The 19,569-nt window shown below is 42.7% G+C and carries 19 protein-coding genes; 3 read left to right on the forward strand and 16 right to left on the reverse strand.

Translation table 11 applies throughout. The annotated features are described in order from the left end of the window. Positions 1–78: 78 nt before the first annotated feature. The 3 genes from ACZ449_RS13700 to ACZ449_RS13710 all read right to left on the reverse strand — a co-directional run bounded on the left by ACZ449_RS13700 (position 79) and on the right by ACZ449_RS13710 (position 1,309). Entirely contained in the window at positions 79–411 is a 333-nt protein-coding gene (locus ACZ449_RS13700) for a hypothetical protein (protein WP_464261532.1), read from the reverse strand. A 138-nt stretch (positions 412–549) separates the two neighbouring features. Continuing rightward, positions 550–915 (reverse strand): hypothetical protein, encoded by a 366-nt coding sequence (locus tag ACZ449_RS13705; RefSeq protein WP_464261533.1) that lies wholly within the window; start codon positions 913–915, stop codon positions 550–552. 85 nt (positions 916–1,000) lie between these two features. Beyond that, the gene (locus ACZ449_RS13710) at positions 1,001–1,309 is read right to left on the reverse strand and encodes a YtxH domain-containing protein (RefSeq protein ID WP_464261534.1); all 309 of its coding nucleotides are present in this window, start codon (positions 1,307–1,309) and stop codon (positions 1,001–1,003) included. Between the two features lie 264 nt (positions 1,310–1,573). On the opposite strand from ACZ449_RS13710, the gene ACZ449_RS13715 reads away from it, so the two are divergent. The 3 genes from ACZ449_RS13715 to ACZ449_RS13725 all read left to right on the forward strand — a co-directional run bounded on the left by ACZ449_RS13715 (position 1,574) and on the right by ACZ449_RS13725 (position 7,034). Next, a complete protein-coding gene (locus tag ACZ449_RS13715; protein WP_464261535.1) occupies positions 1,574–5,797 on the forward strand; it encodes an acyl-CoA dehydratase activase-related protein in 4,224 nt (1,407 codons plus the stop codon). 13 nt (positions 5,798–5,810) lie between these two features. Next, positions 5,811–6,413 carry a TetR/AcrR family transcriptional regulator gene (locus ACZ449_RS13720; RefSeq protein WP_464261536.1) on the forward strand — a complete coding sequence of 201 codons (603 nt, stop codon included), beginning with the start codon at positions 5,811–5,813 and terminating at the stop codon, positions 6,411–6,413. A 90-nt stretch (positions 6,414–6,503) separates the two neighbouring features. Then, complete coding sequence (locus ACZ449_RS13725; RefSeq protein ID WP_464261537.1) at positions 6,504–7,034, forward strand: hypothetical protein; 531 nt, start codon at positions 6,504–6,506, stop codon at positions 7,032–7,034. 196 nt (positions 7,035–7,230) lie between these two features. Here ACZ449_RS13725 and ACZ449_RS13730 read toward each other — a convergent pair whose 3' ends face one another. The 13 genes from ACZ449_RS13730 to ACZ449_RS13790 form a co-directional block, all read right to left on the reverse strand. Beyond that, positions 7,231–7,614 carry a helix-turn-helix domain-containing protein gene (locus ACZ449_RS13730; RefSeq protein WP_464261538.1) on the reverse strand — a complete coding sequence of 128 codons (384 nt, stop codon included), beginning with the start codon at positions 7,612–7,614 and terminating at the stop codon, positions 7,231–7,233. Between the two features lie 24 nt (positions 7,615–7,638). Beyond that, a complete protein-coding gene (locus ACZ449_RS13735) occupies positions 7,639–8,016 on the reverse strand; it encodes a hypothetical protein (RefSeq protein ID WP_464261539.1) in 378 nt (125 codons plus the stop codon). Next, positions 8,009–8,602 carry a GTP-binding protein gene (locus tag ACZ449_RS13740; RefSeq protein ID WP_464261540.1) on the reverse strand — a complete coding sequence of 198 codons (594 nt, stop codon included), beginning with the start codon at positions 8,600–8,602 and terminating at the stop codon, positions 8,009–8,011. The genes ACZ449_RS13735 and ACZ449_RS13740 overlap by 8 nt, the downstream gene beginning before the upstream one ends. A gap of 244 nt (positions 8,603–8,846) precedes the next feature. Beyond that, complete coding sequence (locus ACZ449_RS13745; RefSeq protein ID WP_464261541.1) at positions 8,847–9,644, reverse strand: dihydropteroate synthase; 798 nt, start codon at positions 9,642–9,644, stop codon at positions 8,847–8,849. A gap of 71 nt (positions 9,645–9,715) precedes the next feature. Continuing rightward, on the reverse strand, positions 9,716–11,095 hold the full coding sequence (locus ACZ449_RS13750; protein WP_464261542.1) for a methyltransferase MtaB domain-containing protein: 1,380 nt from the start codon (positions 11,093–11,095) through the stop codon (positions 9,716–9,718). Positions 11,096–11,121: 26 nt separating this feature from the next. Beyond that, entirely contained in the window at positions 11,122–11,757 is a 636-nt protein-coding gene (locus ACZ449_RS13755; RefSeq protein ID WP_464261543.1) for a cobalamin B12-binding domain-containing protein, read from the reverse strand. Between the two features lie 292 nt (positions 11,758–12,049). Beyond that, positions 12,050–12,709: a corrinoid protein gene (locus tag ACZ449_RS13760; RefSeq protein WP_464261544.1), complete on the reverse strand. Its 660-nt coding sequence runs from the start codon at positions 12,707–12,709 to the stop codon at positions 12,050–12,052. Positions 12,710–12,723: 14 nt separating this feature from the next. Further along, positions 12,724–13,995: a PocR ligand-binding domain-containing protein gene (locus ACZ449_RS13765; RefSeq protein ID WP_464261545.1), complete on the reverse strand. Its 1,272-nt coding sequence runs from the start codon at positions 13,993–13,995 to the stop codon at positions 12,724–12,726. Between the two features lie 57 nt (positions 13,996–14,052). Further along, entirely contained in the window at positions 14,053–15,891 is a 1,839-nt protein-coding gene (locus tag ACZ449_RS13770; protein ID WP_464261546.1) for an ASKHA domain-containing protein, read from the reverse strand. Further along, positions 15,881–16,549: a DUF1638 domain-containing protein gene (locus tag ACZ449_RS13775; protein WP_464261547.1), complete on the reverse strand. Its 669-nt coding sequence runs from the start codon at positions 16,547–16,549 to the stop codon at positions 15,881–15,883. The genes ACZ449_RS13770 and ACZ449_RS13775 overlap by 11 nt, the downstream gene beginning before the upstream one ends. A 195-nt stretch (positions 16,550–16,744) precedes the next feature. Then, on the reverse strand, positions 16,745–17,524 hold the full coding sequence (gene codY / locus ACZ449_RS13780; protein WP_464261870.1) for a GTP-sensing pleiotropic transcriptional regulator CodY: 780 nt from the start codon (positions 17,522–17,524) through the stop codon (positions 16,745–16,747). A 282-nt stretch (positions 17,525–17,806) separates the two neighbouring features. Beyond that, positions 17,807–18,472, reverse strand: a complete 666-nt coding sequence (locus tag ACZ449_RS13785; protein ID WP_464261548.1) for a YkgJ family cysteine cluster protein — start codon at positions 18,470–18,472, stop codon at positions 17,807–17,809. A gap of 156 nt (positions 18,473–18,628) precedes the next feature. Beyond that, positions 18,629–19,528 (reverse strand): aminopeptidase, encoded by a 900-nt coding sequence (locus ACZ449_RS13790; RefSeq protein WP_464261549.1) that lies wholly within the window; start codon positions 19,526–19,528, stop codon positions 18,629–18,631. Positions 19,529–19,569 lie beyond the last annotated feature (41 nt).

The following is a 19,569-nucleotide window of genomic DNA, read 5'->3' on the forward strand; positions in this document are numbered from 1 at the left end:
TGAGTAATAAGATATATTAAAAAAAACTCTGCTTTCCTGGTCTAAGGCAGGAAAGCAGAGCCCTTTGAAAATAACCAACTAGTTATCATCCGCATTAGATGATCTAGACAGAACAAGTTTGGAAATCGTTTTTAACTTTTTGTCATGTTTTTCATTTTCCTGCGCCTGGCGTTCATGCCATTCCTGCTCGCTTTCGTTGTCACGACGACGCATTTCGCGCTCATGCCGTTCGTTTTCTGCTTGGATTCTGTTATCTCGCTCCTGCTCCTCCTGCTGCTGCCTGTCATTGCCTTGCTCCTGGCGCGGCGGCTCAGAATGTTTTTGCGCCGCTTCACTTGCGGAAACACCCAACCCAAGTTGCAGTAAACCTACCATCGAGTAAGCAATTATTTTCTTTGTCATCGTATTCATATGTAATACTCTCCTCTACTCAATTAAGAGTTATCTATTTGTTGATAATTCTACCACAGTTTTAAAAAAATCAAAACTGATACCATAAGAAAAATGATATCAGTTTGCCTGTATTCTATTAGGCCTGTATCCTGTTCACTAGGCAGCTTTAGAGAATACTGCCTTGACGACATCGCCAGCAATTCTGGCATAGAGAGCAAACGTCTCGAAACTTTCTCGCAAATCATCTACTGTATCAGTAAACTCGCCCGGCAGGGCTCGCACAGCCCTATTCGTTTGGTCAGTAGTTTCTTTTAAACTTACGGTAAGCTCATTAATATTGATAAGCGTCTCTTTGAACAGTAACACGGTTTCACCGATATCAGTTTGATGTGTATCCAAAATACCGCGCACCAAGCCGAGCATACCAAACACTCGCCGCAAAACCGCGATTAAATATCCACCAATAACGACAAGCACCACGAACAGGATAAAAAAGCCTACATCGTATAATGAGATATACAAACTGTCCCCTTCTTTCTGCAGCTAAATTAACAAGTGGCCGAGCATTTGCTGCCCGGCCATCCAGCCCTTTTGCGTGGAAATAAAGTTATTGTGGAACTTCCTCATTTACAGCAACATCGGATGATTTTATCCGTCCAGCAATTTCCTTCTTGGCCTCTGCAACTTTTTCTTTAGTTTTTTCGACGACTTCTTTAGCTCTCTCAGGTAGTTCTTTAGCGGCCTCAGCAATATTGGCCCGAGTTTCTTTGCCAGATTTAGGTGCCAGCAATACGCCAGCGGCTGCTCCAACTGTCACACCAATGGCGGCACCAATCGCTACATTTTGCAGGGCTTTTTTCTGTTTCTTTTGCTTACGCTCTTTTTTCCCTTTTTCGATTAAGTCCATAATCGACATGTATACCACCTCCGGTAATATTAGGTAATTACTATATTTTCTTACTTTCGACAAAAATCCCAAAAACACCTGCTAACCTTTTTATCAAAAACAAAAAATCTGCAAATTAGCAGATTTTTTTGTTAATTAAGAATTGTATGCTATTAAACCAATTGTCATTTTCTAGTACCAAGGATATAATAAATTTAAACAGTGTTTAATTTATTATGTGATTCTTAAAATTACTGCAACGTTTTTGTTTAGTAATGGGAGAGAGGGAACAAAATGGATAAAACTCTGCGCATTGGTATTGATATTGGTTCAACAACAATAAAAATGGTTATTCTTAATGAGCAAAACAACATTATCTTCCAGCAATATCTCAGGCACTTCTCTGATATAACAACTGCTTTTCAGGTTGTGGCAACCAAGGCTCAGCATATCCTGCGGCAAACCTTAACATCTGTTATGCTTACAGGATCGGCAGGTATTGGTATTGCCAAGATGCTTGAACTGCCATTTGTCCAGGAGGTAATCGCCTCCACCACTGCAGTTAAGTATCTTATCCCCAATACCAACACCGCCATTGAGCTTGGTGGGGAAGATGCAAAAATTACCTATTTTGACAACACCCTCGAACAACGAATGAACGGTGTCTGTGCCGGTGGCACTGGTGCTTTTATTGATCATATGGCAGCACTCTTAGCGACTGATCCCTTAGGGTTAAATACACTTGCGCAAAACTATCGCACACTCTATCCGATTGCTTCCCGTTGCGGTGTATTTGCCAAAACCGATGTGCAGGCACTGATGAATGAAGGTGTTTCTAAAGAAGATATTGCCGCTTCGGTTCTGCAGGCGGTAGTAAATCAAACTATTAGCAGTTTATCGCAAGGACGGGTGATTAGCGGCAAAGTAGCTTTTCTAGGTGGCCCTTTGTATTTTTTATCAGAACTGAGAAAGCGATTTATAGAAACCTTAGGCTTAACGCCTGACCAAGTATTGCATCCGGACTGTTCGCAATATTTTGTAGCGATTGGTGCCGCCCTGGCCTTGCATGAAGAGCCTGTTTCCTACGAACGCTTACGTGCAAAATCCCCCCATTTGTTTAAATTGCGTCTAGAGAATGACAACCCATTATCTCCCCTGTTTGCTACTAAAGAAGTGTATCAGCAATTTGCTGCCAGACACGCAAACTGTGCTGTTAAACGAGCAAATTTAACTAGTTATGCCGGCAAAACCTATTTAGGAATTGATGCCGGCTCAACGACAACTAAGCTCGCGCTTATCAGTGAAAACGGCAGCTTATTGTATTCCTATTATGGCAGTAACAAGGGGAAGCCGTTAGCGACGATAATTGCAGCACTTAACGATATGTATCAGCGACTGAATGGCAATACCCAGATTGTTTATTCGGCAGTTACCGGGTATGGTGAACAATTCATTAAGGCTGCTTTACAGGTAGACATTGGCGAAGTCGAGACTGTGGCCCATCTCAGAGCGGCAAAGCATTTTTTGCCTGATGTTACTTTTGTGCTGGATATTGGCGGACAGGATATGAAAAGCTTTTTTGTGCGAGATGGCTTCATTACTTCTATCATGCTCAACGAAGCCTGTTCTGCCGGTTGCGGCTCGTTTATTGAAACCTTTTCCCAAGCTCTGAATATGACAGCAGCCGAATTTTCACAGCTTGCCCTCCAAGCAGAAAAACCAGTTGATCTCGGTAGTCGCTGTACGGTTTTTATGAACTCCAAGGTCAAGCAGGCTCAAAAAGAAGGGGCCGCAGTTGGTGACATTTCAGCGGGAATTGCCATCTCCATAATAAAGAATGCCTTGTTTAAGGTCATTCGTTTGAAAAACAGGGACGAATTAGGCACCAACATTGTAGTCCAGGGCGGTACTTTTTATAATGACGCGGTTCTGCGGGCTATGGAGCAAACCATCGGTCGGGAAGTTATCCGCCCGGACATAGCCGGTCTTATGGGTGCCTTCGGCGCAGCATTGCTTGCCCAGGAACGGTATGACTCAGCTACAGCCACTACACTGCTGGCGGCGGCTGAGCTTGCTGGTTTTTCCACTCATACCTCCAATCACCGCTGTCAAGGTTGCGGTAACCAGTGCCTGATTACTACACAGTGCTTTCCCAGTGGACAAAAATATCATGCTGGCAACCGCTGCGAACGTGGCGTTGGCAAGGCTAAAGCAAACGATAACTTGCCTAATCTTTATGCCTATAAATACCAACAACTGTTTCAGTATCAACCTTTGCCTGATTCACTGGCGCGACGCGGAACTATCGGTATTCCCCTGGTACTTAATATGTATGAGGATTACCCATTCTGGTTTACCTTCTTTACCAAGCTTGGTTACCAGGTCATTCTGTCTGGCCGCTCTTCCCGCCAGCTATATGAGCTAGGCATGGGAACCATTCCCTCTGACTCCATTTGCTACCCGGCCAAGCTTGCTCATGGCCATATCAGCCAGTTACTCAAAAAAGGAATAAAAAAAATATTTTATCCTTGCATCCCTTACAACCTTCAGGAAGACCTGACAGCCGACAATTGCTATAACTGCCCGATTGTTACGTCTTATCCAGAAAACATCAAGTCTAATATGGATGCCTTTCGCGACAAAGACATAGTATTTCTTCATCCCTTTTTGCCGCTCAATAATCGTGACCGCTTAATTAATAGGCTAATGCAAGAACTAGCGTCAGAACACATTGCCCGGTTTGAGCTTGCTCTAGCAGTCGATGCGGCCTATAACGAACTTGACCAGTATAAAGCCGCTATCCGTGCAAAAGGTCAAGCTGCACTTACCTACATGGCTAACAACAATTGTAAGGGAGTTGTTTTGGCTGGCAGACCTTATCATATTGATCCCGAGATTAATCATGGGTTGCCTGAACTCATCCAGTCCTTTGGGCTGGCTGTATTGTCTGAAGACGCCATCCGACATTTAGTACCAGTACCCAGACCGCTCCGAGTTGTTGATCAATGGACCTATCATTCACGTTTATATGCAGCAGCCAGCTTTGTTGCCAGACAGCCTAATCTGGAATTAATCCAAATTAACTCATTTGGCTGCGGTCTTGATGCCATTGTTATTGACCAGGTAAAAGAAATTCTTGAAGCTCACCACCGCATATTCACAGTGGTTAAACTGGATGAAATCAATAATCTCGGCGCCGCCAGAATCAGGATACGGTCCCTGCTGGCAGCTCTACAGGAGAAGGGGCGAATTTTTCTTGCCCACCAGTCAGAAGAACAGGCAGCCACCTGCCCACCGGCCTTTACCGACGAAATGAAACAACGCCATACAATCCTGGCACCACAACTGTCTCCTATTCATTTTCAATTTTTAGAACCCGGATTCCAAAAAGCCGGTTATCAACTAGTAGTACTTCCCGCCCCCAATCAAACAGCCATTGATGAAGGATTGCAATTTGTTAATAATGATGCCTGTTACCCTACTATTATTGTTGTGGGACAATTATTACAGACCTTGAAATCCGGAAAATATGACTTAGCTACTACGTCAGTTATATTAGCTCAAACTGGCGGCGGTTGCCGGGCAACCAATTATGTAGCTATTGCCCGTAAAGCTTTGCAAGATGCCGGCATGCCTCAGGTCCCGGTGCTCACTTTGGGCGGACCGTCCGGCTTGTCTCTGACTTTTTCCTTGTTAGAAAGCCTGATCATTAGTATTATTTATGGTGACCTGTTGATGCGGGTACTATACCGGGTACGACCCTATGAAAAATCCCCTGGTTCGGCGCAAAAGCTGTGCGATATTTGGTCTGCGAAGTGCAGGCAGGACATGCAAATTGATACTAAACACAACTTTAAAAATAATATATTTGGCATTGTCAGGGATTTTGACATACTTGAACTTGATGAACAGCAAACTAAGCCACGTGTCGGCCTGGTTGGTGAAATCCTGGTAAAATATCATCCAACTGCAAACAATAATCTTGTGACTCTGTTAGAAAAAGAGGGCGCTGAAGCCGTTGTGCCTGATCTGTTGGACTTTTTCTTGTACTGCGCTTATGACAACAAGGTGCACTACGATCTGCTAGCAGGCCGTTTGATGAACAAAATAAAAGGCGCATTCTTTATCAAGGTTGTTGAATTTTATCGCCGGCACCTCCGCCAAGCGCTAAAGAGCAGCAAGCGTTTTACGCCACCGCTTAGTATAGAACATATTGCCAAATTGGCATCCAAGCATCTATCCTTGGGAAATCTCACAGGGGAAGGCTGGTTGCTGACTGGCGAGATGGTCGAGCTCATTAACAGCGGAGTACATAATATTGTATGTTTGCAACCGTTTGCCTGCTTACCAAATCATATTACTGGCAAAGGTATGATCCACGAATTGCGATACAGTTACCCTGATGTCAATATTGTTCCTATCGATTATGACCCTGGGACCAGTGAGGTTAACCAGCTTAACCGGATAAAATTAATGCTGGCTGTAGCCAAAACAAGAATTAAACAAGGTGTACGCTAACGAGGTGAAACCATTGACAATAAACTCACAAACTAAACCAACACCTAAAGAAAAAATTCTGGATGCCACCTTGAAGCTTATTGGTGCAAATGGCATCCATCATACTACCTGTCGAAAAATTGCAGCCTTGGCAGATGTTAATTTAGCCGCCATAAACTACTATTTTGGTTCTAAAGACATGGTTATTAACGAAGCCTTAAAAACCTTTACCAGTACGTTGATGAGTTCTTTTAATTATCTTGATGACTTTGAGACACCACCAGAGGAAAGGATTAGAAATTTTCTTAGAAGCTATGCCGATTATACCCTGGAATATCCGGATTTTTTCCGCAATTTCATTGAGCAAGTATTGCATGAATCATCTGCGTCATTTGAGTATATTGAGTTTATAAAGCAAACAGGCTTACATAAGTTAAAAGGTTCTGTGCGGGAAATCACCCGGGCAAACGTAGCTGAAACTGAATTAACAATGAAGATCTTCCAAATGTTCAGCAGTTTGGAATTTCCGATATTAGTGGGAGACAAAATGAAAATCCTAGCACAGTTTGATTACTCTGACCAGGACTTTCGCTACAAATATCTCGACTTAGTATTAAAATCCCTATTAACTCCGTAACGCGTCAGCTGCATATTGCTATATTTACCAAGAGTTTTGATCTAAAAATCCGAAATACTATAATTAAATACAGCTGAGGAGGTGAAAATAATGGGAAAGAATTCCGTTAAGCGTAAGCAATTGCGACTCAAATGCAAACATCGCGCCGCCGCTCTAATGGGCGCCGCAATCATGACAGGTGCAGTATTGTCTGGTATCCCTGTCACTAAGGCCCTAGCTGCTGAAGCACCCTCAAATCCGCCTCCTATAAAAACCGAACAGGCATTACAGGTCACTAAAGATTCGCGCCCACCAGGACATGGTTGGCATCAACACAAGTATAGCTGGCCAAGTCCTGACGAAAACCAGGGCTGGTATCAGGACGGCAAGATTTATTATCGGAGTGACAATAATAACCGTCATGAATATGCCTATTCCATCAATGGTCCTGTTGATTATGTGAAAGCCAGTGCCGCCAGCTATGGCTTTGATTCTTCCCGTGATTCTTTTTCTCTGCTTACCATATCCAATCGCAGGGCGCTCGTTGAAGTACGTAAACAAGACACTGGCGCACTATATAATGTACTCTTAGAACGCACCTACGGTGGCGAATGGACAATCATTAGTGTTCGTGCCTTATAAACTTGACTGCAATTTTCGAAACCATGAGCCGCTTCACAAGCTGACATAGATTTTAACAAATAGTAAAGCCACCCTAACAACTAGAAGGGTGGCTTTATCCTGCAATTAACCTAACTAATTGGGGACGATTATTGACTTGAATTAGCTTCTACCTCTCTTTCATCGGGCGCGAAGCTCAGAATTTTTTACTTCTTTTTCAACTAGTTGGGGACATTTGCTCCCGTGCCTTATAATTTTTTAAAAATTCTATGGCCTGATCTAATTCATCAGGACTAATACTGGCATCCACAGCTTTATTCACTATGACAAAATAGCTATAATATTTTTCATCATGTAGCATTGCTTTGAATTTTTCTTCAGCCCCGATTTCCTCCAACGTTTTCAGGTCATCGCACAAGAAAAACTCTATAGGAGTGTTGAGTTCTCTTGCCAAAATTACTATTTTATCACGACTTAACTGCCTGCGATTATTTTCAATATGTGATATGTACGACTGAGTTACATTCAAAATCTTAGCTAATTGTTCAGTGGTAAGAGAAAATCTATTACGAATATATCGTACCTTATCACCAAACTTCATCCGTTGCTTCCTCCCTAATATTTCTTATATTCCTCGCCCTAGTTTTTTTAATGCACTATCCACCTGTACTTCAACTTCATTCATTGTATGACCGAAAACCAAAACGTTTACATCTAATTCTACACAATCTAAACTAACACCACTGGCATTAGACCAGCATTTTGAAGGAATTACATTCACGTTATCCAAAGTGGTAAGCGACAAAAAAAGATAATGTTCTACCGCTAGTTCCGATAATTTGGCTAGCAGTTTGATATGCCCCAAAATAGTCCCGTAACGGGACATTGTCCTGCCAATTGACATCATAAATTCTCGCAATAAAATTTCCATTTGCACGGTTGTCAGAGACTTTTCAAAAAAAACGCAATAGTGTCGGCTAAAAATGGTAGCTTCACTATTCACAGCAAACGACCTCCTCAAGTACGGCCAAGGATAAATCCTTGGCTGCGCTGGTAATCACAACCTTCAGGTGTTCATCAATTTCATGCAACTCTCTTTCAATTTTCTCTATAGCTTCACCAGCAAGATCAACTTTATTAAGAATAATGAGATCACTGCCGGTTATCTGTCCAAGAACAAGCGGTTTTAACATGGCGATCAACTCTGACCATCGTCCACGATCAACGATAGTTATAGTTTTAAAAGCTGAGTAAACTTTACTATATTTTTTCAGCGACATGGCCGTCTTTGAGGGATATGCGAGACCTGTCATTTCAATTATCACCCAGTCCGGGTTCATTGTCTCATTAATTTCATCAATGGTACTTATTAGGTCACTGGTAATCTGGCAGCAAACACAGCCACCAAATAACGACTTTACTTGCAAACCACTATTAGCAAAAAGTTTGTCATCAACTCCCGCTGCACCAATCTCATTTTCAACAATGACTACCTTTTCCTGGCGTATGGTAGTTAGGTATTTGGCTATCTGTAAAATAGTCGTAGTCTTACCAGATCCTAAAAAACCGCCAAAGAGCAAAATACGCATAGGTTTCTCCTCCCATAGACTCGCGGAATCTGACAGAAAGTAAGGTTACCTGGCTTTCCTAATACCAAGTTGCTCTAAGACTCCCACTTGGTGGTAAGTGGGAGTCTAGAGCTACTTCCCTGGAAGTTATTTGACTAAACTTCAGATGGGGAGGGGTTGAAACCCCACCTGAAACTAAGTCTTACTTTATACTGTAAAGGGGCTATCTCCATATATTGGAGACAACCCCCTCACATCTATACGGCTACCAGATAAAAGCATCCCGGCGATGAGCCTCCAGATAGTTGCAACAAAAATTATCCCGGCCAGCCAGTGTTTCAGCTGTAACAATACTAGCCATCATGGCCTTATCCAGCGGGTTAATAATTAATCCATCCAATCCTTTGGCAATCCCCATAACCGCGAACATTTGATTCATAAATTTACGGTTAGGTAATCCGTAAGAAATGTTTGATAAGCCACAGATAGTATGAACTCCCGGAAATTTAGTGGTAATAGCCTGGATAGCATCTATAAACTCAATTCCGAAAGAATCATTAGTCGCTACTGGTTGAACCAAGGCATCTACATAGATATTATCCAACGGTATTTTGTTTTGAACCAAACTATTAATTAACTTATCCGCAATTCTTAATCTGGCTTCCGTGGTTTCAGGCATTCCCTCATCACTCATGCATAAAGCAACAACTTTGAGATCAGTTCCGGCAACAACCGGCAATAACGCATCATATCGATCTTTTTCCAAAGAAATTGAATTGACCATCGCTGTTCCCTTATGAACAGCAAGCGCCTGCTCTACGCACTTCGGATCTGGACTATCAATACAACAGGGCGCATCTACCGCTTCTTGCACTGTTGTTACAAGCCATTTAAGATACTCTGCCTCTTTGCCTACAAAGATACCAGCATTAACGTCAATATAGTTTGCTCCCGCTTCCAGCTGGTCTTTGGCTATTTTTTGAATAGCGGCAGCATCTTTGGCTTCAATAGCTGCCGCGATGGCTTTGCGACTGGAGTTAATTAACTCACCAACAACTATCATGTTTATCCTCCTTCTGCTACGTTTTCAGCTTTTTCAGCTGATTTCTGATAATGGTTCAAACAAGCAATTCGTTATTTAAGACCGTATTCAGAAGGAATAAAGGTAGATAGATCTAACTCGCCTTTAATTTCATGCCAGAATTTTTCTTCGTCATCAGGAATAGCTGTCACTTGGCTATCCATAATATCCAGCCAATTTTTCTCGCGTTCAGCAATAAACACTTCTTTGGTGTCAACAGCTTTTCTGATAGCATCAATAGCCAATTTAGCACCAGCTTTGGTTCTCAAGAAAGGAGTTTTGGCTTTAACCAATTCCTTACTAATTTCGAAGGCAACATCAGGACGAAGTACATAAGCTTGAGGATCAAATGGGGAATCGGATTCAGCAAGTAAGTCTCTGAAGGTAATACCATAGCCTTTTTTCTTAGCCAAATTCATCAGGCGGCAGTCATAAATCAGTTGTTCAATACCAACGACAGGGCCGATATCTGATAAGAGACGAACTGGGGTGATAGATTCATTACTCCACAAGTCGCAGACAGCAGCGGCAACATTACCAACAGCACTTAAATGAGCACCAGCTGCTGATTTTCCTTCCATAGCGATAGGTGTACCAGCAATAGCTTTAACGTATACGCCTTCATAACCACAGTCCTTATTCGGACCAACAGCACCGGCTTCATAAGCGGCAAGGCCCCTAGCCACGCTGGCTACCCGTACTACCGCAGCAAATACATTAGGAATAAATCCTTTGTGGGCTAAAACCATCGCGGTATTAGCAAAACCGCAAGCGGTATCGCCAGATGCTATCGAACCATTTTCTCCTGCTATCCGTACGATATGTTCCCAAATGAATTTCATATCCCGGCAGCCCATAATGCCTAAAGCAAAAATCACTTTGGTCAAATCGGCATTTACAAGAGCGTCATCATGGATTTCTTTACCGCCAGTTGTTTCGATGGCCAAGAAATCTGCGCCAGCTTTAGCTGAACCTTCAAATGTTTTAAGAACATTATCAAAAATTTCTCCACTGCGCATCATTGGCGGACGTTTAAATTCGCGTACATCGCCTGGGGTAGCACGTAAAGCGGTTTTCATGCCATGTTTAGCTTCAAATTCAGCCATTGCATTGTGAAGAATGCTGGTGACTTCTATGCCCCATTCAGGTACAAGAGTCATTTCTGGCAACATTTCAAATTCCACAACAATTCCGGGTGCATACAATTCGTGGGCTCTTTTTAATACTCCGTTAATCATTTCGGTATATATTTCTTTGACCTCTGGCATAGTGGCTGCAGTAAGTTCCATGGGTGGTAATGTAAAGTTAAGTTCCGGATAAACCTCGCCGCCGCCGATAACCATGCCATTTTTGCATTTAACAGGATTAGGTGCGCAACCATATACAAAATCGTTTAACGAATTATACGCTATTTTGTCAAAAGTCTTTGCCATCTCGATATACCCCCTCTTAAATTTTATTATCGACTAGCCAACATTTTTTTAGCAACATCAACTGCTACAACAGCATCGTCTGCATAACAGTCGGCATTTATGCTCTTAGCATAAGCTTCGCTGACAGGAGCTCCACCAATCATGAATTTATACTGGCCACGTACACCGGCTTTTTCGAATTCCTTGATTACACTATCCATATAAGGCATTGTTGTAGTTAGCAATGCTGAAAGACAAATCATGTCGGCGCCAACCTCTTTGGCCTTGTCTAAAAATGCCTGGGCCGATACATCAATACCCAAGTCGTACATTTCAATACCAGCACCTTTGAGCATCATACGGACTAAATTTTTCCCGATATCATGTAAGTCGCCTTTAACAGTACCAATAACTGCCTTACCAATAGGTTTGACGCCAGTAGCGGTTAAAACTGGTTCCAATACCTGCATCCCTTGATTCATTGCTTTTGCGGCCATCAACATTTCAGGTACATAGATTTCGTTATTTTTGAACTTTTCCCCGATTACCGCCATAGCCTCAATTAATCCGGCATTCAATATTTCACTAGGAGATACTTTTTGTGCTAAGCCCTCAGATACCATTTCTTTAACCTTGGCACCATTCCCTTTTTGTACGTAGAGTGAAAGCTGTTGTAAATCCATTTTTCTTCCTCCTCGTGTTTTATAGTTTTTGTTTTTGATCACCTATTACCACATATTCCCTTTGACTGATTTCATTATAGCACTGTTCTTATTCTGAAAATTCGCTTCATTACTGCTCTTTTGAGTACAATCCGTGCATCGTCCACTACGTGAAGAAAAAGACTTATATAGATCCTTTCTCGAGTACACTTACTAACTTCTACTAACTTCAGCTAATTAAAACTATAAAAAACAAAACAGCTACCCTAATCATTAAAGGCTAGCTGTTTACATTTTCTGTAATTTTTATGGTTTATGTAGCTAATTTTCGTCGCAGCACTATTTTATTTAGATTATTTTCCAGAAAGCTTTTAGCATCTTTAGCACATCTAAAATAACAATCGGCGCCAATCCCCCGGGCAAAGGCTTCATCCAGTGGAGCGCCGCCTACGGCAACAATTAGGCCTTTGCGCATACCGGCCTCATCTAGCGCGTTAATCACCTTTTTCATGCCAGGCATAGTCGTAGTCAACAACGCAGCCATCATCAATATCTCCGCTTTGTTTTTTTCTACAGCCTGGAGGAATCGGTGCGGAGTTACATCAATTCCCAAATCAACAATATGGGCACCTGTACTCATTACGGTTAGCTTCACCAGATTTTTCCCAATATCATGCAAGTCTCCTGCTACCGTGCCGATTACAATAGTACCGTTCGGGCGCTTTGCTTTGTACTTCAACTGCGGTTCCACAACAGACAGGCCGGCATGCATCGCCCGCGAAGACATCAATACCTCAGGCACGATAACCCGGCGGTGACTATATTTATCGGCAACCTGGTCCATCCCCAAAATAAGTCCCTTTTCAAGAATAGCCAGCGAAGGATAGCCTTGCGCCAACGCTTTACGGCATAGTTCCATCACGGCTTCCGCCTCACCAGTCTTGACCTTTTCAGCTATCTCGGCATAAATCATGACCATCCCTCCAGTTAAGACAAGCTGTTACGATAAATCAACGGCGCAACACCAATGTGTTTTGAAAAAACCTTGGCAAAATAACTTTGGCTTTGAAAACCGACCGCCTGGGAGACTTGAGCAACGCTAAACTCCGGCTTCTTCATAAGTTCAACAGCTTGCTCTACCCGCACTCTGGTAATATAGTCATTAACAGTACAGTTAAGTTCTTGGCGAAACAACCGTGAGAGGTGCGAAGGACTAATAAATAGTTGTGCAGCCACATCGTCAATTTTAATCGGCCGTGAATAGTTTTCCAGAATAAAACCTTTAGCCTCATTCACCAATCCATAATGTTTCTTATCCTCAAGTGACACACTGCTGTTCAACAATACGGTAACCAATTTTTGCATGTGTAAAAAGAAATCCTCCATACGCTGGCAATCATTAAGCTTTTCATTGAATTTATCTAGTACTACCATCACGAGTTCTGCTTCAGCGCCACCTTCTACAGCAGCCCGGGAAGTCAATGTCGCTAATTCACTAATGCGCATTTTTATCGTCGTCAGCTCGCCGGTAGCTTTTACAAAAAGCTTGGTTAACAGCGTATGCAGATTCTTTTCAGCCCGTGGTTTATCACCAAGCCGAATATAGCGAAGAAAGCTCCGCTCGCGATGTAAATAGGTTCCATAATCATCGCCTTCCTTGGTTGCGGAGGTTTTCTGCAGTTTACGGTCTTCCAATTCCTTATGGATACGCTGCTGCATCTTATAAGTCTCAACATTCTCCAAAACGCGCAAATCCCGCTTCATCAGCTGATTGACAGTAACGTACAAAACATCAGCGGCCGCTTGAAAACGTACCGGAGAAATGATATCCAGTTGTCCTACCTTCTTTTCCATTTCAGAAAAATCATCCACTTCCGGGTTCAATTCGCGAAGTTCTTGATAGAAAAAACGATCCGGTTTCCATAACAGCACCTGACTGCAAATAATACTCCCCAATGAAATACCACGTAAACTGATAGGTACTGCCCAAATAACCAGTCCAGCACGGCAGCGAAAAAAATACGGTTCTTCCCACTTGGATGCTTCCTGTGTAGCCTGCTTATATGAAGCCCGGCATTTGGCTATCCCGCTAGACTTGCTGCGGATATAGCGGCAAAAGCCGCAACGCTCAGCAGTATCAAAAAGCCCAAAAGATTCTCCGTTTTTATTTACTATTGCCACATGTAGACCGGTTGATTTGGAAAAATTATCCAATATCTCTTCAAGATATTGAAGGTCAGCTAAATTCCTGTTGACCATCAGTTTCCAACACCCCAATCTAAAAAAATACGACTACACTGCCCACCTGGCAGGACACTATATCTTACAAGGTTCTATGTACATGCTATCCATGAAATACATACTAAAGGTAGCGCTTCCTCCCAACTCTACGTGCTCAATAGTATCAGCCTGCCGCCGCAAGTTAGTAAACGCTCGTTGGTCAAGCAAAGCCTTCACCGCTCCGGCATGGGCAGCATTTCCTGCCGTCTTCAATTTATGTAAGCTCACTTGTGGAATAAGTCCGATATCCACCGTGCTTGCTAAGTTGAGATGGGTAGCAAAGGTTCCCGCCAATACTATTGAATCTAAATCCGCCACACCCAGTCCGGCAATTTCCAATAGCGTCCGAATACCGGCACAAACTGCACCTTTTGCCAATTGCAGTTGGCTGATATCACGCTGGGTTAAAACGATATCATCACCGCCTGGATTATAGGCTAAGACAAACTCCCGGTTCTGTTGACCATCGCGAATACGCTTTAACAGTTCGGGCACCAGCTCAGCTTGCACCTCCGGATCATTAGGGTCATTGATGGTTCCTGATTGACTGATGATCCCGGCCTTACGCATTTGCTGCACTGCTTCAATGAGTCCTGACCCGCAAATACCGGTGGCCGCTCCATTACCTATGACCGCGAGAGACACGCCCTGTTCATCAATAGCCACCCGCTCAATAGCACCAGGCTGAGCCCGCATGCCATACGTAATTCCCGCACCTTCAAAGGCAGGACCGGCAGCGGTGGAGCACGCCCACATTTTTTTTCCGTCTTGTAAGTACAATTCACAGTTTGTACCAATATCTATCAGCAAATGGCGCCCTGTCGCTAGGAGTTCCTCTGACCCCAGAATAGCTCCCAACGTATCCCCGCCAACAAAACCTCCTACATTGGGAAACATGATGACTTTAGCTTGTGGGTGTAAAGCAAGCCCAACCTCGGTAGCATCAAACTCTAAATCCGCATTACACACCGACACAAAAGGAGAAAGCGCCAAATAAGAGACATCAAGACCTAGAAACAAATGATGCATTGTAGTGTTGCCCACCACAACCGCCTTGTAAATTTGGTTGCTCGCAATCTCTGCTGCAGTACACACTTTGTTTAATAAACCATTAATGGTACCGTTAACCGCCTCTTGTAGTAAATTACGGTTACTCGCCCCCTTATTGGCAAATTCAATACGTGAAATAACATCAGCTCCATAACGTGTCTGGCCATTCTCTGCCGCCGCCAACTTGACCATAGCGCCAGTCTCTAAATTGTACAATGCAACAGCAATATTGGTTGTACCAATATCAATCGCCACACCATAAACAGGTACTTGCTCCGTCCCTGGTAGAACAGTCAGAATTTGCTGTTCCCACACAACAGCCGTAACAGCAAAATTTTCTTGTCTTAGTAACGGAGCCAGGGTTTGCAACTGTGACAACCCAATTTTTAAGTCAGTAAGCGAGCAAGTCTCCTGCAATTTTGCCAACAGTCGGTTCCAGTCACCCCGCTCATCGGCAAGCGTCGGTTGGTCAAGATTAAGCTGCACCTGGCGTAAACCGCAATACTCGCTGCTTGCCTGCTCAATAAACAAGAGTCCTTCCTTCCTATCAACATTACCAGTAGCGCCGCAGACCACCGCCATTCCTGGCTGAGGCTGAACCAGGCAAGCAAGCCGCACTCCAGTAGCAAGCTCCCCGGCACTAAGTTTTTGATATTCAAGTTCTGATGGCTCTGGCACGCCACTTAGTATTCGTACTTTACATTTCCCACAAGACCCCTGCCCATTGCAAATATTAGTTACGGGTTGGTTATAGCGAAGTAAGGTCACCATTAGGCTTTCGCCGTCTTTCACAACCAACGATTCAGAATTAACTTTAATCTGCATAACTGTTCCCCTCCTCCAATATTAGTGGTGTGCCAGGAGCCACACAGATAACATCCGCCTGCTGCTTCCTGGTAAGAACTGCGTTCAATAATGCAAGATCCCCCACTATCTCGCTGACCTTCCAGGCAAAAAATTCAGCAATCTGCTTAACCCTCTGCCTGCATTGCTCCAGTTTTTCCTCCTCACAACTTGTTCTGATAAACACGGCTTCCCGGTACATGCCATAGAGAGTTTCAATCAGGTATTTCGCAGTATCTTCCCCGTAGATATCAACATATTCCAGATATTCCGCATAAGGATCCCGCGCATATTCCAGCCAGCCCTGACTAAAATAGTAGACTGCTGGATTCTCCTCAGACAGTTCTTGCCGCCGTAAATCGGAACCTAGCAATAAGCTAATACAATCATGGGCCTTAGGTAGTACCAAAGGCACCCTGGCAGATACCAGCCCCGCTACAGCATGAGAGCATCTCCCATAAGTTAGAATAATCAAGTCATAATCTTGGGACGCATCAATTCTACGCTGCAGTTCCTTATGCAATTGGTCTGGAAATGCATGTAAGGTAAAGTCTAAAAAATCACAGTCAACTGGGGAGGAAAATCCCATATCTAGCACTTCATTCTTAGTAGAAAGACAGCCAATCAGCTTAATTCGCACGTTATCCCCCATCAACTGTTTTAAAAATTAAAATAGTCGAAAATTACATACTATAATTCAATAATATCTACATTTACTTTTAATGTCAAAGGTTTGTTGTACATATATTTTTTTCTAAGAAACACAAAAGGACGATTATTAATTTGAATATGTATATTCAAATCAAATAATCGTCCCCTATATTTACTACTTACCTCAGTGTTTTTTCTTATTAAACTCTTCAATCAAGTAATCATTGAGAATTCTTATATAGGTACCTTTCATGCCTAGCGACTTGGACTCAATCACGCCTGCGCTCTCAAGTTTTCTCAAGGCATTGACAATGACCGACCTGGTGATTCCAGCCCTGTCAGCAATTTTGCTGGCCACAATCAAGTTCTCATTGCCATCAAGTTCACTCAAAATATTCATTGCCGCTTCAAGCTCAGAATAAGAAAGTGTACTTAAAGCCACCTGTACAGTAGTTCGCTTGCGGGTCTCATCCTCTAATCGGTCAACCCGGCCCCGAAGTAATTCCATACCAAGCATTGTGGCACCATACTCGGCCAGCACAAGATCATTTTCAGTAAATTCCTCATAAAACTTTGCAATAAGTAAAGAGCCCAGACGTTTACCAATTCCAACAACAGGCACTACCAGTGTGTACTTTTCACCATCAACAGGACATTTTATTTGTTCATTAAACACACAGCAACCGCTCTTAAGTCGAATATTGCAGGTAGTTTCACGTACACTTCTCAGCGTTTTCATATATTCTTCGGGAAACGACCCTTGCTCTAATACGTCCTCCAGCATGATTCCACATTCAAATTCTTTATGCAAAGCATAACCGATAATTGCACCTTTTTTCCCAATAAGATAAACATTAGCTGCCATACACCTGCTGAGGAGCTTAGTAACCTCACTATAATTCACTTTTTCGGTTTTTTGTAACAGTTGATTTATTTCTCGTGTCTGTTTTATCAATGTTGGCACTGTAAAATCCCACCTTTCCATAATTACCCACCTATATTACGACAAAAACATAGACCATCTTTTACAGACAATCTATGTTTCTTACTTGAAATTTCCGAATAAAAATCCTAATTTGCATAGCAATGGCAATCCATGACCTTGCAAATTCACCTTTAATTAATCTGTCAACTCTCAAGTACTAACATTATGTCTATACATCATCATTATACCATAATTTTCTCGCAAATTCAAAGTGGTAATCCAATTTTTATACTTTTTTTATGGAAACACAGTATTTATGTGCTAAACTTCTTCTCTATTGATGATTTCATGAAACAAGCGGGCTTCTTCTTGTGATACGTTGGAATGTGCAAAATCAGATCGTACGCAATCCTTAAGCAAGATTTCGTTATAATTGTTGCACCCGTATGCTACGCTTGTGCTTATTATTTCTTGGCGCAATGCTTTGGCAGGCTCAATAGCTCCTGGCGGGGTTGTCCGGTCTTTTATAACCACATCAAGAAATTCGGCACGCATTGCGTGATGCATTTCCGCAACAATGGCCGCATCGAGGATTTTATAACAAATACTTTTCGGAATACAGATATACGTCCGACAACTTGCTGGTCGCTCTTGGTAAATAAGACATCGCGACAAACCATTCAAATGACGGCATTTCTTGTTCCCGGCGACCATGAAAATCTCTAGTTTATTTTCGCCTGCGTTAACAAACAATTTGGGAATTATGCGTTCAACCTTTCCTTTGGATATCTTTTTAGCACTGATACTGTCCATATTGATTTTAAATCTGCCTTTGCAGCAATTTTGCTTGCATTCATCACATGGCAATGGATTCTCAGTGAAAAACTCATCAACACCATCGAAAAAGTCTTGCACGGTAGATTTATTGTTTAATCCACTAATATCTACTTCATTTTCTTGGTTAAAGAATAACTTCAGTCTAACCATTCCTTTCTATACTATGTCCAAAAGTCAAAGTTCTAATCGCTCTCGCCAACTAATCTGTCAATACTATACACATAATATTTCTTCACTATTCCAGGTAACTCCTTGTTAGGCATTATCTTTTTCTAGCAAAATGAACTCCGCTATGCACTGCCCATACTAAAAGTAGGGCAGGTCGATAGCTGGAAATGTACTAATCTTGGGGTGGCAAATAACCATATCCACATGACAATTACACTGATTTTTTCCTAAATTATAGCTGTCGCCAAGAGCAAAATGCACGGTGCCAGCTGCTTTTTCATCAACTGAAATATTGTGCATGCTTTGCTGATAAGCTGGATTAAACCCTAGTGCAAACTCACCAATCATGTTAATCGCTGGCTCAAACGGTGCAATATATTTTCGAAACTCTGATGAGCACTCCATAAGCTGCCCCTGCTCAAACACCAGTCTTTGTGGCTTAGCTGGCAGCCACGAACGCGTAATTGTACCGTCAATTACCAGCACTCCATTGAACGATTCTTCAATCGGGCAGGTATAAATTTCACCATCTGGCAGTTGCGCCAAGTGACTGCTGCTGCAGATACCATCAGCAGCAATCCATTGCCGTCCGGTAACGCCAAAGGAAATATCGGTACCTAACGCCGAGGTAATATGGATTGTATCCACCCCTTCCAGCGCTTTTTTTATTTGTGCTAACTGCAACGCCAGTTCTCGATAGTTCGTCTTGCCCCAAAAAGCATCTGACAAATAACTTTTTTGCCAGTCAAATAAGCTCAGTATTCGACATCCCCGCTGAAGCATGCGAATGCGTTCCAATTTACATTTTTCATACCCCGGCTTATCGGGTTCATATACCTCGATAACATGACTCACACTATCACACCATTGCTGGTCTGCCAGTGATGGTGTCACAGTATTTACCACATACACCTGATAGGGCAGCAGTTTTGCTATGGCCTCTGCCAAGTCCTGCTTTGATTGATAACACACCGCTACCCCAGTGACAGGGCCGCCCTCGTTCAGTGAATTAATTAAATTTTGTCGCAATACATTCATAATAATAGTCCTCCATCTATTTTACCGTTTATATTATAAGT

The organism is Desulfosporomusa polytropa (assembly GCF_055380075.1).

What these genes read in the sequence shown, in the direction of transcription:
- ACZ449_RS13700 (WP_464261532.1), bottom strand. Translation starts at nt 411, where the DNA reads ATGAATACGATGACAAAGAAAATAATTGCTTACTCGATGGTAGGTTTA.
- ACZ449_RS13710 (WP_464261534.1), bottom strand. Translation starts at nt 1,309, where the DNA reads ATGTCGATTATGGACTTAATCGAAAAAGGGAAAAAAGAGCGTAAGCAA.
- ACZ449_RS13715 (WP_464261535.1), top strand. Translation starts at nt 1,574, where the DNA reads ATGGATAAAACTCTGCGCATTGGTATTGATATTGGTTCAACAACAATA.
- ACZ449_RS13725 (WP_464261537.1), top strand. Translation starts at nt 6,504, where the DNA reads ATGGGAAAGAATTCCGTTAAGCGTAAGCAATTGCGACTCAAATGCAAA.
- ACZ449_RS13730 (WP_464261538.1), bottom strand. Translation starts at nt 7,614, where the DNA reads ATGAAGTTTGGTGATAAGGTACGATATATTCGTAATAGATTTTCTCTT.
- ACZ449_RS13740 (WP_464261540.1), bottom strand. Translation starts at nt 8,602, where the DNA reads ATGCGTATTTTGCTCTTTGGCGGTTTTTTAGGATCTGGTAAGACTACG.
- ACZ449_RS13745 (WP_464261541.1), bottom strand. Translation starts at nt 9,644, where the DNA reads ATGATAGTTGTTGGTGAGTTAATTAACTCCAGTCGCAAAGCCATCGCG.
- ACZ449_RS13750 (WP_464261542.1), bottom strand. Translation starts at nt 11,095, where the DNA reads ATGGCAAAGACTTTTGACAAAATAGCGTATAATTCGTTAAACGATTTT.
- ACZ449_RS13755 (WP_464261543.1), bottom strand. Translation starts at nt 11,757, where the DNA reads ATGGATTTACAACAGCTTTCACTCTACGTACAAAAAGGGAATGGTGCC.
- ACZ449_RS13760 (WP_464261544.1), bottom strand. Translation starts at nt 12,709, where the DNA reads ATGATTTATGCCGAGATAGCTGAAAAGGTCAAGACTGGTGAGGCGGAA.
- ACZ449_RS13765 (WP_464261545.1), bottom strand. Translation starts at nt 13,995, where the DNA reads ATGGTCAACAGGAATTTAGCTGACCTTCAATATCTTGAAGAGATATTG.
- ACZ449_RS13770 (WP_464261546.1), bottom strand. Translation starts at nt 15,891, where the DNA reads ATGCAGATTAAAGTTAATTCTGAATCGTTGGTTGTGAAAGACGGCGAA.
- ACZ449_RS13785 (WP_464261548.1), bottom strand. Translation starts at nt 18,472, where the DNA reads ATGGTTAGACTGAAGTTATTCTTTAACCAAGAAAATGAAGTAGATATT.
- ACZ449_RS13790 (WP_464261549.1), bottom strand. Translation starts at nt 19,528, where the DNA reads ATGAATGTATTGCGACAAAATTTAATTAATTCACTGAACGAGGGCGGC.